Annotated in this window: 17 protein-coding genes; 8 read left to right on the top strand and 9 right to left on the bottom strand. The window is 56.5% G+C overall.

Translation table 11 applies throughout. The features are described 5' to 3' along the window. Positions 1-44 precede the first annotated feature (44 nt). The gene (locus tag DHN12_RS11250) at positions 45-1,847 is read right to left on the bottom strand and encodes an alpha/beta hydrolase (RefSeq protein WP_108860285.1); all 1,803 of its coding nucleotides are present in this window, start codon (positions 1,845-1,847) and stop codon (positions 45-47) included. Between the two features lie 110 nt (positions 1,848-1,957). Between DHN12_RS11250 and phaZ the strand changes: the two genes are divergently transcribed. Both phaZ and DHN12_RS11240 read left to right on the top strand, forming a co-directional pair. Next, positions 1,958-3,229: a polyhydroxyalkanoate depolymerase gene (gene phaZ, locus DHN12_RS11245; RefSeq protein ID WP_108860284.1), complete on the top strand. Its 1,272-nt coding sequence runs from the start codon at positions 1,958-1,960 to the stop codon at positions 3,227-3,229. A gap of 5 nt (positions 3,230-3,234) precedes the next feature. Beyond that, positions 3,235-3,819, top strand: coding sequence for a DUF6151 family protein (locus DHN12_RS11240; RefSeq protein WP_108860283.1), 585 nt, complete (start codon positions 3,235-3,237; stop codon positions 3,817-3,819). Here the strand turns inward: DHN12_RS11240 and DHN12_RS11235 are convergent. From DHN12_RS11235 to DHN12_RS11215, 5 genes are all read right to left on the bottom strand, one after another. After that, positions 3,810-4,526, bottom strand: a complete 717-nt coding sequence (locus tag DHN12_RS11235; protein WP_108860282.1) for an alpha/beta fold hydrolase — start codon at positions 4,524-4,526, stop codon at positions 3,810-3,812. The two genes, DHN12_RS11240 and DHN12_RS11235, sit on opposite strands and share 10 nt — an antisense overlap. An 84-nt stretch (positions 4,527-4,610) precedes the next feature. Further along, the gene (locus DHN12_RS11230) at positions 4,611-5,225 is read right to left on the bottom strand and encodes a hypothetical protein (protein WP_108860432.1); all 615 of its coding nucleotides are present in this window, start codon (positions 5,223-5,225) and stop codon (positions 4,611-4,613) included. 17 nt (positions 5,226-5,242) lie between these two features. Then, a complete protein-coding gene (locus DHN12_RS11225) occupies positions 5,243-5,671 on the bottom strand; it encodes a VOC family protein (protein ID WP_108860431.1) in 429 nt (142 codons plus the stop codon). After that, positions 5,671-6,666, bottom strand: coding sequence for a carboxylesterase (locus DHN12_RS11220; RefSeq protein WP_108860281.1), 996 nt, complete (start codon positions 6,664-6,666; stop codon positions 5,671-5,673). The genes DHN12_RS11225 and DHN12_RS11220 overlap by 1 nt, the downstream gene beginning before the upstream one ends. Further along, a complete protein-coding gene (locus tag DHN12_RS11215; RefSeq protein ID WP_108860280.1) occupies positions 6,663-7,412 on the bottom strand; it encodes an alpha/beta fold hydrolase in 750 nt (249 codons plus the stop codon). The genes DHN12_RS11220 and DHN12_RS11215 overlap by 4 nt, the downstream gene beginning before the upstream one ends. A gap of 194 nt (positions 7,413-7,606) precedes the next feature. Between DHN12_RS11215 and thrS the strand changes: the two genes are divergently transcribed. The 5 genes from thrS to DHN12_RS11190 all read left to right on the top strand — a co-directional run bounded on the left by thrS (position 7,607) and on the right by DHN12_RS11190 (position 12,291). Beyond that, positions 7,607-9,565, top strand: a complete 1,959-nt coding sequence (gene thrS, locus DHN12_RS11210; protein WP_108860279.1) for a threonine--tRNA ligase — start codon at positions 7,607-7,609, stop codon at positions 9,563-9,565. Between the two features lie 222 nt (positions 9,566-9,787). Then, on the top strand, positions 9,788-10,090 hold the full coding sequence (locus DHN12_RS11205; protein WP_108860278.1) for a DUF2282 domain-containing protein: 303 nt from the start codon (positions 9,788-9,790) through the stop codon (positions 10,088-10,090). A 70-nt stretch (positions 10,091-10,160) separates the two neighbouring features. Further along, positions 10,161-11,018 (top strand): DUF692 family multinuclear iron-containing protein, encoded by an 858-nt coding sequence (locus DHN12_RS11200; RefSeq protein ID WP_108860277.1) that lies wholly within the window; start codon positions 10,161-10,163, stop codon positions 11,016-11,018. Next, on the top strand, positions 11,015-11,776 hold the full coding sequence (locus tag DHN12_RS11195) for a putative DNA-binding domain-containing protein (protein ID WP_108860276.1): 762 nt from the start codon (positions 11,015-11,017) through the stop codon (positions 11,774-11,776). Before DHN12_RS11200 ends, DHN12_RS11195 begins: the two co-directional genes overlap by 4 nt. Further along, positions 11,773-12,291, top strand: coding sequence for a DoxX family membrane protein (locus DHN12_RS11190; RefSeq protein WP_108860275.1), 519 nt, complete (start codon positions 11,773-11,775; stop codon positions 12,289-12,291). The genes DHN12_RS11195 and DHN12_RS11190 overlap by 4 nt, the downstream gene beginning before the upstream one ends. Before the next feature lies 1 nt (position 12,292). On the opposite strand, the gene DHN12_RS11185 is transcribed toward DHN12_RS11190, so the two are convergent. Continuing rightward, the gene (locus DHN12_RS11185) at positions 12,293-12,661 is read right to left on the bottom strand and encodes a hypothetical protein (RefSeq protein WP_108860274.1); all 369 of its coding nucleotides are present in this window, start codon (positions 12,659-12,661) and stop codon (positions 12,293-12,295) included. A 39-nt stretch (positions 12,662-12,700) separates the two neighbouring features. Beyond that, positions 12,701-13,018: an ArsC/Spx/MgsR family protein gene (locus tag DHN12_RS11180; protein WP_108860273.1), complete on the bottom strand. Its 318-nt coding sequence runs from the start codon at positions 13,016-13,018 to the stop codon at positions 12,701-12,703. Between the two features lie 215 nt (positions 13,019-13,233). Between DHN12_RS11180 and DHN12_RS11175 the strand changes: the two genes are divergently transcribed. Continuing rightward, on the top strand, positions 13,234-13,440 hold the full coding sequence (locus tag DHN12_RS11175; protein ID WP_010439113.1) for a cold-shock protein: 207 nt from the start codon (positions 13,234-13,236) through the stop codon (positions 13,438-13,440). Positions 13,441-13,668: 228 nt separating this feature from the next. Here DHN12_RS11175 and thyX read toward each other — a convergent pair whose 3' ends face one another. Next, positions 13,669-14,580, bottom strand: coding sequence for an FAD-dependent thymidylate synthase (gene thyX / locus DHN12_RS11170; RefSeq protein WP_108860272.1), 912 nt, complete (start codon positions 14,578-14,580; stop codon positions 13,669-13,671). Between the last annotated feature and the right edge of the window lie 33 nt (positions 14,581-14,613).

Raw genomic sequence — 14,613 nt, 5'->3', positions numbered from 1 at the left:
TTTTCTTGCTGCAATGCAGAAAATCTTCACAGAATGATTTGGAATCAACCGCTTGCCTTGACCTGCACATAGGTCCCTGGCGCCAGAGCCAGGGCGGGATGCCCCGAATCGCCGGGCGCGCGCGCGGGCACCTGCTTGCCCGACCGCTTCTTCAGCCAGGCCTCCCACCGGGGCCACCAAGACCCTTCGTGATACGTAGCCTCTTTCAGCCAGGTCTCGGGATCTGCCTTCAGATCGGTATTGGTGTAATGGCCGTATTTCTTCTTGCTGGGTGGGTTCACGATGCCTGCAATATGCCCCGATTCCGAAACGATGAAGCTTTTCGACCGCGACCCCATCTGCTGCACACCGCGATAACACGCCTTCCACGCCGCGATGTGGTCCGTCTCACAGGTGATCGCCATCAGGGGCACGTCCACGTCGCGCACATGCAGCTTATGCCCCAGCAATTCGAACCCATCGGTGACGAAGTCATTGCGCTGACACAGGCCGCGCAGGTATTGGACCGCCATACGACCGGGCAAATTGGCCCCGTCCCCGTTCCAGAACAACAGGTCAAACGCGGGCGGTGTCTCACCCATCATATAACTGCGGATCGCAGGCCCATAGATCAGGTCCTTTGATCGCAGAAACGACATCGTGCGCCCGATTATCCACGCTTTCAGAACCCCGTCCTCCGAGATCTGATCCTCGATCCCGTCCACAAAGTCGTTCTGCAAGAAGGGCGTGAACTCACCCTGATCACCAAAGTCGGTCAGGGCCGTGAAGAACGTGGCCGATTTGATCGATTTGTCGCCGCGTTGCTTGAGCAGCGACAGCGTCAGGCTCAGCGTGGTGCCCGCGATGCAATAGCCGACCGCGTTGACCTGTTTGACCTTGCAGATCGATTTGACCTTTTCGATCGCGGTCAGGAATCCGTCCTGGATATAATCCTCCATGCCGATATCGGCGTGAGATTCATCGGCGTTCACCCAGCTGACCACAAACAAGGTATAGCCCTGCTCGGTCACCCATTTGATGAGGCTGTTCTGCGCCTTGAGGTCCAGAATGTAGAACTTGTTGATCCAGGGCGGGAACAGCACCAGCGGCGTTTCGTGCACCGTCTCGGTCGCAGGCTTGTACTGGATCAGCTCCATCAACCGGTTGCGATAGACCACATTGCCGGGCGTCGTCGCGATATTGCCGCCGACCTCAAAGGCGCTGTCATCGGCCAGCTTCACAACCATCTCACCGTCATTGGCCTCAAGATCGGCCACCAGGTTTTCCAGACCCTGGATCAGTGACTGGCCTTCCGTCTCGACCGCCTTTTCCAACGCATCCGGATTGGTCGCCAGAAAGTTCGTCGGCGACATCATGTCGATGATCTGCTGCGAGAAGAACGCCAGCCGCTGCTTGTCCTGCACATCCAGATCCTCGACCGAAGCCACCGCCTGCGCGATGGCATCGGCATTTGTCTGATACTGCTGACGGATGAATTTGAAATACGGATTGGTATCCCACAAGGGGTTGGAAAACCGCTTGTCCCGGGGTCCGGATGCGGCCTCTTCTGCCTCGCTGCCCACCAGCGCCTGCTGCGCCTCGGCAAAGTTCATAACAGACTGGCCCCAGAACTCGATCTGCTGCTCCATAAGCCGAGCTGGATTTTGCATCGCTTCAGCCCAATACGCCGATGCTGCCTTTGCATAAAGCTCTTGATTCGGACCGTCCAAAGCAGGGTTATGACCCTTCTTTCCCGACATCGCATCAACAAGTCGCTTCGAAAGCTCCTCCACCTTGTCCATATTTTCTTTAAGCCTCTCAAGGTGTTCCGGGGATAGCTCCGGCGTCCGGTGTTCACTTGTTGTCATTTTAACAATTCCCCCTTAACCTCGCTGCTATGCAGAATAATCGTCGTGGGCTTGGGGAGCAAAGCGACGAATGGTCCGACACTCACACCGGCAGCCAGGAGGCCCCCTAAATGCGCTACATGATGACCTACGACCTTATGGAAACCATGCGCAACACGAACCAATGGATGGGTGCAACTGCCAGTGCTATGGCGTCTTACCCACTGTTTTCCATGATACCCAATCCTGCGTTCAGCATGATGGCTGCATGGGGCGAGGTGACCGAACGCACGTTTCAGCGCATGATCGCAAAGCCGGACTGGGGTATTCGAACGTTCACGTGTGAGGATGGCAAAGACCACCTTGTTGATATTGTTCCCGTAATGGAGCGCCCATTTGGCGACCTGATCCATATTCGCGTCAATGGACGCGAAGAACAACCCCGCAAGGTGCTGTTGGTGGCGCCAATGTCCGGCCACTACGCGACTTTGTTGCGTTCCACGGTCAAAAGTCTGCTGGTCAATTGTGAGGTTTACGTAACCGACTGGCATAATGCGCGTGATATCCCTGTTTCCGAAGGCAAGTTCGATGTCGAGGATTACACGCTGTATCTTGTCGATTTTATGAAAGAGCTGGGCCCGGACACTCATGTTGTTGCCGTTTGCCAGCCCGCCCCTCTGACGCTTGCCGCAACCGCTTATCTGGCCGAGGTCGAGCCCAAGGCCCAGCCCAACACATTGACCCTGATCGGTGGTCCGGTTGACCCTGATGCAACCCCGACCGACGTGACCGATTTCGGCCGTCGTGTGACCATGGGACAGCTGGAAGAAACCATGATCCAGCGCGTCGGCTTCAAATACAAAGGCGTCGGCCGCATGGTATATCCAGGCTTGCTGCAATTGGCGTCCTTCATGTCGATGAACGGGGATCGCCACTCCAAAGCGTTCACCGATCAGATCCAGCGCGTGATGCGGGGCGAAGCGTCCGATCACGATGCGCATAATCGCTTTTACGATGAATACCTGGCGGTCATGGACATGCCCGCCGAGTTTTACCTTTCCACGGTCGAGCGCGTGTTCAAAGACCGCGAGATCGCCCGCAATGAGTTCGTTGTCGCAGGTCACAAGGTCGATATCGGCAAAATCACCGATGTTGCAGTCAAAACGGTTGAAGGCTCAAATGATGATATCTCAGCGCCCGGCCAGTGTATTGCCGCGCTTGAACTCTGCACCGGTTTGCCGGATGCAAAAAAGGCAAGCCACGTCGAACCCGGCGCGGGTCACTATGGCATTTTTGCAGGCCGCAGCTGGCGGGATAACATCCGGCCGCTTGTGATTGACTTCATGAATGCAAATACGCGCAAACCAAAGCGTCGCGCCGCAAACAAAAACAAAGTGGCTTAAAAATCATGAGCAGGAAAGTGGCGAAAGACACCCCATTTTCCTGCTCTTGCGGTTCCCTACATGGACGGATCAGCGCCGCAGGCGTGAAACACGGCACACATGTCGTGTGCTACTGTCACGATTGCCGCGCGGCTCAGTTGTATTTTGGGCAACCCGATCCTGCCCCCGGTCCTGTTGAAATCCTGCAGATGCTTCCGGAAGAGATCATTTTTGACGGCGGTGCCGAGCATCTCGCGCTGATGCAACTGAGCCCCAAAGGGATGATGCGCTGGTATGCCAGTTGCTGCAATGCGCCACTGGCGACCACACCAACAACGCCGAAGTTCCCATTCGCAGGTTTTATCGTCAAACGTATCCCAGACCCAAGTGGGTTGGGGCCAATCACCACGCGCGGGTTTATCCCCACAGGCCACGGCAAACAGACCCATGAAAAGATTGGGTCGGCCGTATACGGGCTGGTGACCCGCGTCGCGAAATCGCGGATGTCAGGCAGTTGGAAGAACACACCCTTCTTCGGCCCAGGTACCTTCGACCCGGTTGTCGAGCCTGTGATCCTCAGCAAATCCGAGCGTGCAGCCCTTTACCCATAAGTGGTTCGCGCAGGCATGTTTAACCAGTTCTCAAGTGCTTCATTGACAACCTGAGGCGCTTCGAGCGTTGGCAAATGCCCCGCGTCCTCAACCACATTGAGTTCCGCATTTGGGATCAGATCTGCCATAAAGGCGTGCTTTCTTACTGGTGTCAGCAGGTCATGCGCCCCACACAAGACCAACGTGGGAACCTTGATCATCCTCAGCGCACCTTGCTGATCCGGACGCCGCTGCAAAGCGCGCATCTGGCGTTCGAACACATCTGCCCCCTGATCCAATGCCATGGCAGTCACGTCACTCAAAATGGGAACGCGCCTTGGCCCCAGGGCCAGCGTGTCTGACCCAAGGATTTTACGCATAACTTCCTCTAGCCGTCCGGCCTTGGCACCAACCATATACTCTTCTCGTGTCGCCGCGATCTGAGGCGTGTCGGACTGCGCATCGGTGGCCATCAAACACAGGCGCAAAATCCGGTCTGGCGCGCGACGAACAAGTTCAAGAGCCACCACACCACCCATACTAAATCCCGCAAGCGCAAAGCGGTGTGGCAGTTGATCCAAAAGGCCCGAGGCGATCTCTTCGATCCGCTCGCCCAACGAAACCGGTGCAACCGTGACCGCGCGTTGACGGGAAAAGTAGGCGATCTGTGGGGCAAACACCCTAGAATCGCACATCAATCCGGGCAATAAAACCAACGGCTCGATCAATCGCGGCCTCCTTCGTCTCAGCTTCTTGAGTGGCTTTGTTTTTTAACAGGATGAGAGGTTTTTACGGCCTGGGCAAGTTAAACTTCACGGATAGGCAATACCGCGAAACGTGGGAAAATCCGCATAGCGCTTTTGACGAGTCTTCAGGTCTTCGCCCGGATTTTCACCCGCACGCAACAGGCACCCGCGCGGGGCGATGTAGCTGTCGATACGCTTGAGGGGAATTGGCCGCCACACCAGATTGAAAGCACAGAGTTTTGGGAAAAACCAAATCTCGGAATATTCCAAATGATCGTGCATCCACCACGCCAGATCGCGCCAATCCCGGCCTTCCGCGTAACGATCCGCGAACCACGGAATGACAATCGACGCCCCGACAATCCGATCATCGCCGGTGCCCCAATCCCAGATATGGCACTCCAGTGGATTATCGTTTCGGGCGCAGTTCAGCCGGTTTTCATTGCCATATTGATTCAACGACGGCGATCGGTAACCGGACCGGACTGCCACGCGTCCGAACGTCTCTTCTAAAGGGTCCAGCAACGTCTGACAAAAGGCTCGGCCGGTTTCGATGGCAAGATCAGGATTGTCGGGAAGATTTTGTTTTTCATGGAAATTTCCAATCTCGGAATACAAGAAATCACGCATGAAAAAGTGCCGGGACAGGCGCACGCGGCCAAGAGTTTCAAGGCTCCACATGCTGCCCGGCTTACGCATCACCCGTACCCGTTCCAACGAAACGCCCCATCAGGCGCCAAAGGTGAGAACGGGTTGAAAGCGACCTCCCATACCGTGCCGTCGGGCGCGCGGAAGTAACCGTGATGCCCGCCCCAGAACACATCCGAAGCCGGTTTGAGAACCTCGGCACCGGCCTCTTCGACCTTGCTCAGGACCTGCGCGACATCTTCCTTCGACCGGCAGTTATAGCTCAGCGTCAGCGCCCCAAGGCCCAAGGTGCCCACGTCAACACCAATCTCATCGGCCAGTGCCGGCAGCGGATACAACCCCAGCGTCTGCCCGATCAGATCAAAGGCAATCACACCGTCCGGGCTGTCGACACGTTTCCAGCCGATCTTTTCATAGAATGCAGCGGCGGTTTCAGGGTCTTCCACCCCGACAATGATTAGGCTGACGCGCTGTTCCATCATTCGATCCCCTGCTCTTTCAACCATGCCACAATACCAGCGACCGCAGCATCAGTCTGTCCCGGGGACATCAAACGTCCCGCAATAACATGGGACGATGGGTCATCGCCCGGCCCCATCGTAACCGTCTGAACACTTGCAGGTCCGCCCCAAGCTTCGGCCACCTTGTGAGTCAAGTCCGGGCGCACAACCCGATCATCGTCAGAGAACCAGAACAGCGCCGGGACACGCGCCTGCGAGAAGTCCATGGCATAAACAGTCTCAACCAAGGCGGTCATAGGCACAACTGCCTCCCACGGATAAACCGACGACCAGTACTTGTTCTTCTCGGGATCCGGCCCCGAGACGTCCCGTTCTTCCCCCATGATCAATGGCAACCAGCTTCGCGCCCATGGAAGGCCCGGTATCCAGGCACCGGGCGTGTTCACACCAAAGTTCGGAGAGACAAAGACCAAACCGGCTACATTCTCTATAAGCGCGTCGTCCAATGCTGCCGCCGCAGCCAGCGTTCCGCCGGTCGAGGTTGAAATCACGACGACCTGATCGCCCACTGCACGGGCGGCGGCCAACCCTTCGGCCATATCCTGCATCCAGCCCGAGGCGGTGCCTTCGGCCATCGCCTCCCCGCCGCGCCCATGACCCTGCAAGCGGGTGTAGACCAGATTGGCCCCCAACGCATCGGCGACCATGTCCGGGACAGGGCGAATTTCCTCGGACGAGGCGGAAAACCCATGCAAATACAATATGGAAACCGGGGTGCGCTGTTCCTTGAACCCGTCTTGCCAGACAACCCGTTTCTCGACACCGGGAGTGATGTCATTGAAAGTGGACTCGACGCTTTCGAAATAAACCTGCACCCCCTCACCAAACTTGCGTGGCTCGAACGTCGGGTTCAGGTTCACCTCTTCGCGCGGACCGAACAAAAAGATCAGAACGCCAGCCGCGACCAACACCAGAATAACACGGCCGATGGCTTTGCCCACCCCCCGGATCATTGCGCGCCCATCACTTCAAGCACGGCGTTTTCGATGATTTCCAGGCATGGCCCGTCCGAGAACCTGTGGTCTGCATCTTTGAGCAATAGCAAGCGCATGTCGGGGCCAGTGGCATGATCCATCAGCTGCACGGCAGTTGCAGTGGAAACGGCGGTATCCGCAGTTCCTTGCAGGAAACGCACCGGAAATGGCAAATTCATTGCGCCCCGCAAAACCAGCTGCTGCCTTCCGTCTTCGATCATGCGTTTCGTGATGATGTATGGCTCCATATAATCTGAAGGAAGTTCGACATACCCTTCGGTTTCCAGCACCTGTTTCTGCGCGTCAGAAAACGATGCCCAATATCCGTCCTCGGTAAAATCCGGCGCCGCGGCGATAGTCACCATCCCCGCCACCCGGTCTGGGATCGCTTTTGCCAACAAAAGCGCCTGCCAGCCGCCCATCGACGATCCGACAACGATCAGAGGCCCGTCGGTCAGCTCAGTAACGGCCGCGACGGTGTCTTCGTGCCAATCGCCGATGCACCCTTCTTCAAACTTGCCCGAGCTTTCACCGTGACCGGAGTAGTCAAACCGCAGAAATGCCTGTCGACGGGCTTTGGCCCAGGCCTCAAGATGCACGGCCTTGGTGCCCTGCATGTCGGACTTGAGCCCTCCCAGAAATACAATGGTCGGCCCTGCCCCCTCATTCTTGTGATACGCCAGTCGCCGCCCCTGCGCCGTGTTCAGAAAATCCGTCGCTGCCATTTAGCCCTCTTTCTCTTTGCCAATCATCATGCACGGCTGCCAACGGGCCGCAATTGCCGAAATCCAACCTCTCGCTGCGTCAGGCACGGCTTAGTTGGACGCTTGACAGGTCATGCTGCAACTGCCAAATGGATCAAACACCATAACCGGCAACCGGGCGTTCAGTGGGCGCCAAACCGACGAGGAGAGCCGATATGGCCCTGGACTCACAGTCAGTCTCCCTTACTTTTCCCGATGGCAATGCACGATCCTATGACGCAGGCGTCACGCCAGCTCAGGTAGCTGCTGATATCTCGAACTCATTGGCCAAAAAGGCCATCTCGGCCACCGTGAACGGCCAGCACTGGGACCTGCAGTGGCCCATCGAATCTGACGCGCAGATCGCCATCCACACCATGAAAGATGAGGAACAGGCCAACGAGCTGATCCGCCACGATCTGGCGCATGTGATGGCGCGTGCAGTGCAAGAAATCTGGCCTGCTACCAAGGTCACCATCGGCCCCGTGGTTGACAACGGCTGGTACTACGATTTCGACCGGGAAGAACCGTTCACGCCCGAAGATCTCGGCCTCATCGAGAAAAAGATGAAGGAGATCATCAACAAGCGCGATCCCGTGACCACCGAAATTTGGGACCGTCAGCGCGCAATCGAATTCTACAAGGCCAATAACGAGCCTTATAAAGTCGAGCTGATCGAGGCCATCCCGGGTGACGAACCGCTTCGCATGTACTGGCACGGCCACTGGCAGGATCTGTGCCGCGGCCCACATTTGCAGCATACCGGCCAGTTGCCGGGCGACGCCTTCAAGCTGATGAGCATTGCTGGCGCCTATTGGCGTGGCGACAGCGACCGCGCGATGCTGCAGCGCATTTACGGCGTGGCCTTCACCGGCAAGGAAAAGCTGAAAGCGCATCTGCATATGCTGGAAGAGGCTGCCAAGCGTGATCACCGCAAGCTGGGGCGCGAGATGAACCTGTTCCACATGCAGGAAGAAGCGCCGGGCCAGATTTTCTGGCATCCAAATGGCTGGAAAATCTACACCACCCTGCAGGACTATATGCGCCGGATGCAGGAACGAGACGGCTATGTCGAGGTGAACACCCCGCAGGTCGTGGACCGCAAGCTGTGGGAAGCGTCTGGCCACTGGGACAAATATCAAGAGAACATGTTCATCGTCGAAGTCGACGAAGAACACGCCCGCGAAAAGGCGATCAACGCGCTGAAACCGATGAACTGCCCGTGTCACGTGCAGGTTTTCAATCAGGGCCTGAAATCTTATCGCGACCTGCCTCTGCGCATGGCCGAGTTTGGGTCGTGCGCCCGGTACGAACCCTCGGGCGCTTTGCATGGGATCATGCGGGTCCGCGGTTTCACGCAGGATGACGGACATATTTTCTGCGCCGAGGAACAGATCGAATCTGAGACCGCCAAGTTCATTGCGTTCCTGTCCAAGGTCTATGCTGACCTCGGGTTCCATGACTGGACCATCAAACTGTCGACTCGCCCGGAAAAGCGGATCGGATCGGACGAAAGCTGGGATCTGGTCGAAAAGGCGCTGGGTGATGCCTGTAAGGCAGCGGGCTATGACTATGAGGTTCTGGAAGGCGAAGGCGCGTTCTATGGCCCCAAGCTGGAATTCACTCTGACCGACGCGATCGGCCGGACATGGCAGTGCGGCACCCTGCAGGTTGACCCCAACTTGCCCGAACGTCTGGATGCCAACTTTATCGGAGCCGATGGAGCCAAGCATCGTCCGTTCATGTTGCACCGTGCGACATTGGGCTCGTTCGAACGATTCATCGGTATCCTGATCGAAGAGCACGCTGGCAAGTTGCCGTTCTGGTTGGCCCCGCGACAGGTCGTGGTCGCCTCGATCACGTCCGAAGCGGATGACTATGTATTGGAAGTTGTCGAAACGTTGAAGGCCGCAAGCGTGCGGGCCGAGGCGGATATTCGCAACGAAAAGATCAACTACAAGGTTCGCGAGCACTCGGTCGGCAAGGTGCCGATCATTCTGGCCGTCGGTCACCGCGAAGTTGACGAGCGTACGGTAAGTGTGCGCCGCCTTGGCGAAAAACAGACACAGGTTCAATCGCTTGAGGCTGTAACAAAAGAGTTGTCTTTGGCGGCTACCCCGCCTGACCTTCTGTAACATTCGGCGATAATTTGCACGAAATCCGACCCCAAAATCGGGGTCGGATTGAAACATTTTCCATTTTTCATTTCAAAAACAGTTTGTTAACCTTCAAGGGGGCATTACGCTCTTTGACGGGGTTGTGAGACACGGGCTCGTGAATTCACCTGCCCCGATTTAGCTACTACCTTTGTCATTGTCACAAGAAGACATACGCAGTCATCAAAAGGGATTACCGAGATGTCGAACACCGCAAAAACCCTGGTTATCGCAAGCGCAGTTGCAGCAGCCGTAACCGGCGTCGCCACAACCGCCTCCGCACAAGCCAAAGAGAAATGCTATGGCGTTTCGCTGGCCGGTCAGAACGACTGTGCCGCTGGCCCTGGCACCACCTGCGCGGGCACCTCGACCGTTGACTATCAGGGCAATGCCTGGACACTGGTCGACGCTGGAACCTGCGCCGATATCGAACTGCCCAAGTCGGCAGATGGTGCAGCGCGCGAAGGTTCGCTGGAACCGCTGGAGCGCGACCTGCCGGCATAAGCCCAAGCATCTGAGAATCGGAGGGGCGGGCCCTATCGCCCGCCTCTTTTCGTGACCGGAGGATTTGCACATGCTGGATAGTTCACTTCGATCGAACAGGCTGCCCGCGGCACCGGGCGTCGGGTATAAACCCCAGCATTACGACCAGATTCTGGACCATGCGCATCCGGTTGGCTGGCTTGAAATCCACGCCGAAAACTACATGGGTGACGGCGGCAGACCGCTTGCGCAATTGCGCCACCTCTCTGAAAAATTTCCTATTTCCGTCCACGGCGTTGGCCTCTCGATCGGTGGAGAAGGCCCCCTGGACCCCGATCATCTGGCGCGCCTGAAACACTTGGTGGGGTGGCTGAATCCGGCCAGTTTTTCCGAGCATCTGGCCTGGTCGACCCATGACAGTCATTTCCTGAACGATCTTCTGCCCCTGCCCTACACGGACGAAACGCTGGAGCGAATCTGTGCCCATATAGACCAGGTTCAGGAAACCGTGGGGCGGCAAATGCTGTTGGAAAACCCGTCCAGCTATTTGGCTTTTGAAGAAAGTACATGGTCCGAGCCTGACTTCCTGCGTGAAATCGCACGTCGAACAGGATGTGGTCTTTTGCTGGATGTGAACAATGTCTTCGTGTCGGCCACCAACCTGGACTTCTCGCCGCAGAGCTACATCGACGCCTACCCGCTGGACAATGTCCACGAGATACACCTTGGCGGTCATGACGAAGACGAAGACGACCATGGGCGTCGCTTACTGATCGACAGCCACGGTCGCGAAGTCGTCGAGCCGGTGTGGACGCTGCTGGACTACGTGTTGGACCGTTCCGGTCCCAAACCCGTTCTGATCGAATGGGATACGGACGTACCCGATTGGTCCGTTCTTCGGGCCGAAGCAGATCGGGCGCAGGCGGCACTGGACCGCATCCCCGCATGAGCGTTTCGCAAACCACATTCCGCGCAGCCCTGCTTGACCCCTCGGCGGCAGTTCCGGACGGTTTGTGGGATGCCGCAGAACGCCCCGCCGGGCGGCGGTTCAGCGTTTACCGCAACAACGTGGCTGTTTCGCTGACCGAAGCGATGCATCAGGCCTTTCCGGTGATCGCACGACTGTTGGGCACACAGAACATGGATGGGCTTGCCGGGCTTTTCCTGCGCAAACACCCCCCGTCTTCACCGCTGATGATGTACTACGGTGAAGAATTCCCCGAATTCCTTGCTGGGATGGAGCAGTTGTCGCACCTTGGCTACCTTGCCGACGTCGCGTGTCTGGAACTGGCGCTGCGCCAGTCCTACCACTCTGCCGACAGCCAGGCAGCACCGCATGATGCTCTGGCCGTCCCACCGGAAGAGATCGTTCTGGCGAAGCTGGAATTTGCGCCATCCATGAAGTTTCTTCGTTCGGACTGGCCGCTGTATTCGATCTGGCGCTTCAATTCCGAAGAGGGTGCACCAAAACCTGCACCCGGGTCTGAAGACGTCCTGATCACCCGACCCGAATTCGACCCGGCCCCGCACTTACTGCCCAAAGGCGGAGCGGACTGGATCGCGCATGTTCAGGCCGGACTTACCATTGGCGAGGCATTCGAACAAACCTCTACTGTATTCCCCGAATTTGACCTTGGGGCCACTCTGGCGCTGCTTTTGCAGGGCGGCGCAATAACCTCTGTGACTATCGAAAGGCTGGCAACATGACTGCCCTGATCTCATTGCACAATAATACCCTGGGAAGGTTGGAATTGACCTCTGGCTGGTTGACACCGACCCTGGCACGGGTCGTGTTCATCGCGGTTCTGCTGTTCTATTTTTGGAATTCAGCAATGACGAAAATCGACGGTTCGATATTTTCGCCGTCTGCAGGCGCATTTGGTCAGATCTTCCCAAAAGCGGCCGAAGCCGCCTTGTACGATATTTCTCAGCTGACCATTATTCAGCGTATCGTGATTTTCCTGGGTACCGTTGCAGAGTTCGTTCTGCCCGCGCTGCTGCTGATTGGCCTGCTTACACGCCTGGCAGCACTGGGCATGATCGGTTTTATCTGGGTTCAGACCGCCACTGACGTTACCGGGCATGGAGTGAAACTTGGCAGCCTGTTCGATAATGCGATCTCATTGATAGATCAACGCATGATGTGGACTTTCCTGTTCCTGGTCATCGTCATTAACGGCGCAGGTCCGCTCTCGGCCGACCGAATCCTGCGCATTAAGTGACCTAGAAATGTGCCTTGGGCTCGTCCGGTTTTCCCGCGGCCAGCCCAAGGATGCCCGCCACGGCGGCAAAGGCCACCGGAAACATCGTAAAGGCGTTGAATCCAAACGCAAAATACATCCCGACGGCTGAGACCAGCAGCAATATTCCACCGATCAGAGCCCGCGCATGGGCCATTGCGCCCCCCGCGATGGCCAGCAAAGGCGCAATAATGGAAGCAGTCTGGATGAACTGTACGTTGTCCACTTGTTCAGCAAGGCCTTCGATCTCACCGTAATGGTTTATGAATTCGATATAGCCATAGCCAAAAAAGCCAACAATCATTCCGATCAAACCGGCAATGACGCCCAAAATCATTGATGCGTTGCGCATTTAAACCCTCATATTTACGTCAGTCACATAAGCGCCCGATCAGGCAACGCCAAGGCTTGCCTTGGTTTTCGCAGCCCAGCCCAATAACAACGTACCGTCATCCTCGATCAAGGGGCGCTTCATCAAAGTCGGATGTTCCTTCAGCAACTCCAGCGGTGGTCGCGTGCGTTGTTCCGCGTCCAGTCCACGCCAAGTTGTCGACCGGGTATTGAGCAAAGCTTCGCCGAATGTGTCAAACGCCTCTGTCAGGACAGAATCGGGAACACCTTGCGACCGAACGTCTACAAATTCAATATTTTCAATTTCTTTCAGTGCCTTACGGCAAGTATCACAGTTTTTCAGGCCATATAGACGCATTTTGGGACCGTTCCTGTACTTGTATGAATTTTTGGCATTTTTGCCTGCTACATCCAGTTATTCTTGATTTTTTACTTCACCGTGCAATGTTGAAAAAGACGAAACACACAATTCGGGCTGCGTCGTGTGGGCGAAGCGGTGACGCGTTGTGGTTGCGTCAACCACTGCCCCCACCAATTTGTGGGACAACGTGTAAGTAGAAGGAGACACGGGAAATGCCAACTGGCACCGTGAAATGGTTTAATACCACGAAAGGCTATGGGTTTATTGCCCCTGACGAAGGTGGCAAGGACGTTTTTGTTCATATCTCGGCCGTAGAACGGTCCGGTCTGACCGGGCTCGCTGACAATCAGAAAGTCTCGTATGAGTTGGAAGACGGACGCGACGGCCGACAAATGGCCTCTGATTTGAAGCCGTTATAAAACACCCCGTCATCTGCGGGTACTAAAAGCAGGCCAACGGCCAATTTCCGGCCGTTGTCCATTATCGAAGGTTGGAAACCTTACCCTCGTGCTGGTTTGATATCGGCATGAACTTTTCTGTTTTCGCCGAACTCTTCGACTATCGGGTATTCCCAAGTCATACTAAACATCGATGCCATGCGACCTTTGAAGGGCCTCATGACATCAGAGGTAAGGGCTTTGTTGGCGTTAACCCTTGCGGATCACCGCCTCGAACTCGCGCCATTCCCGTGCCGTCATGCCCGAATTTTCCTGCGTCACAGTTTCACCGGCCAACATGCGTCGCAGGCTATCAACCATCTGCGCCGAAAGGTTGACCGCACCCAAACGGTAATCTTCGAACGCTCTATACGCGAAGGGCACCCAGTCGGCGACGATCTTGCACATCATGTCGGCGTAAACGCGGATTTCGTACTGAGCATGTGGATCGGCCCGCAGGCGCAGGAAATGGAACAGGTTGTGCAGGTCCACTTTCCAGTACCACTGCGTGTAGATATTCGCAGGCAGGTTCATGCGCGCCAGTTCTCGCGCCAACCCCTGTTGGCCATTCTGGTTGATCATGGCTTCGTAATTGTCATAGCACCGCGCGCTGTCGGCCTTGAGCATTTCTAGAACGCGGGCTGCCTCTTCGCCTTGCAGGGCGTCGCCGCGGCCTTGATTGTTCACTTCGGACTGCGCGGCCACGTGGTCCGGTGCGGGGATATAGAACTCGCGGTCCAGAATCGAATAGCGGGCCGAGTATTCGTTCACGTTGGCAGTGCGGTGACGAATCCACTGACGGGCCACAAAGACCGGAAGTTTGACGTGCAGCTTGATTTCGCACATCTCGAACGGGGTCGAGTGCCAGTGCCGCATCAGGTAGCGGATCAGCCCCTCGTCATTCTGCACCGACTTGGTGCCCTTGCCGTAAGATACGCGTGCTGCCTGACAAATTGCTGCGTCATCCCCCATGTAGTCAATGACGCGCACAAATCCGTGGTCCAGCACTTGATGCGCGGTATAGAGGTGGTCTTCCATCCCCTCAGCCACAACGCGGCGTGTTGGATGCGATTGCGCCCGTTGCGCTTCGATCTCGGCCAGTTGGTCAGAGGACAGCGGCATGAAAGTTCCTTTCCAGCAATGAGTCGCCCACCA

The sequence above is a fragment of the Ruegeria sp. Alg231-54 genome (assembly GCF_900143525.1).
Classification (GTDB): Bacteria; Pseudomonadota; Alphaproteobacteria; order Rhodobacterales; family Rhodobacteraceae; genus Ruegeria.
This window is presented reverse-complemented; position numbering and strand designations above follow the sequence as displayed.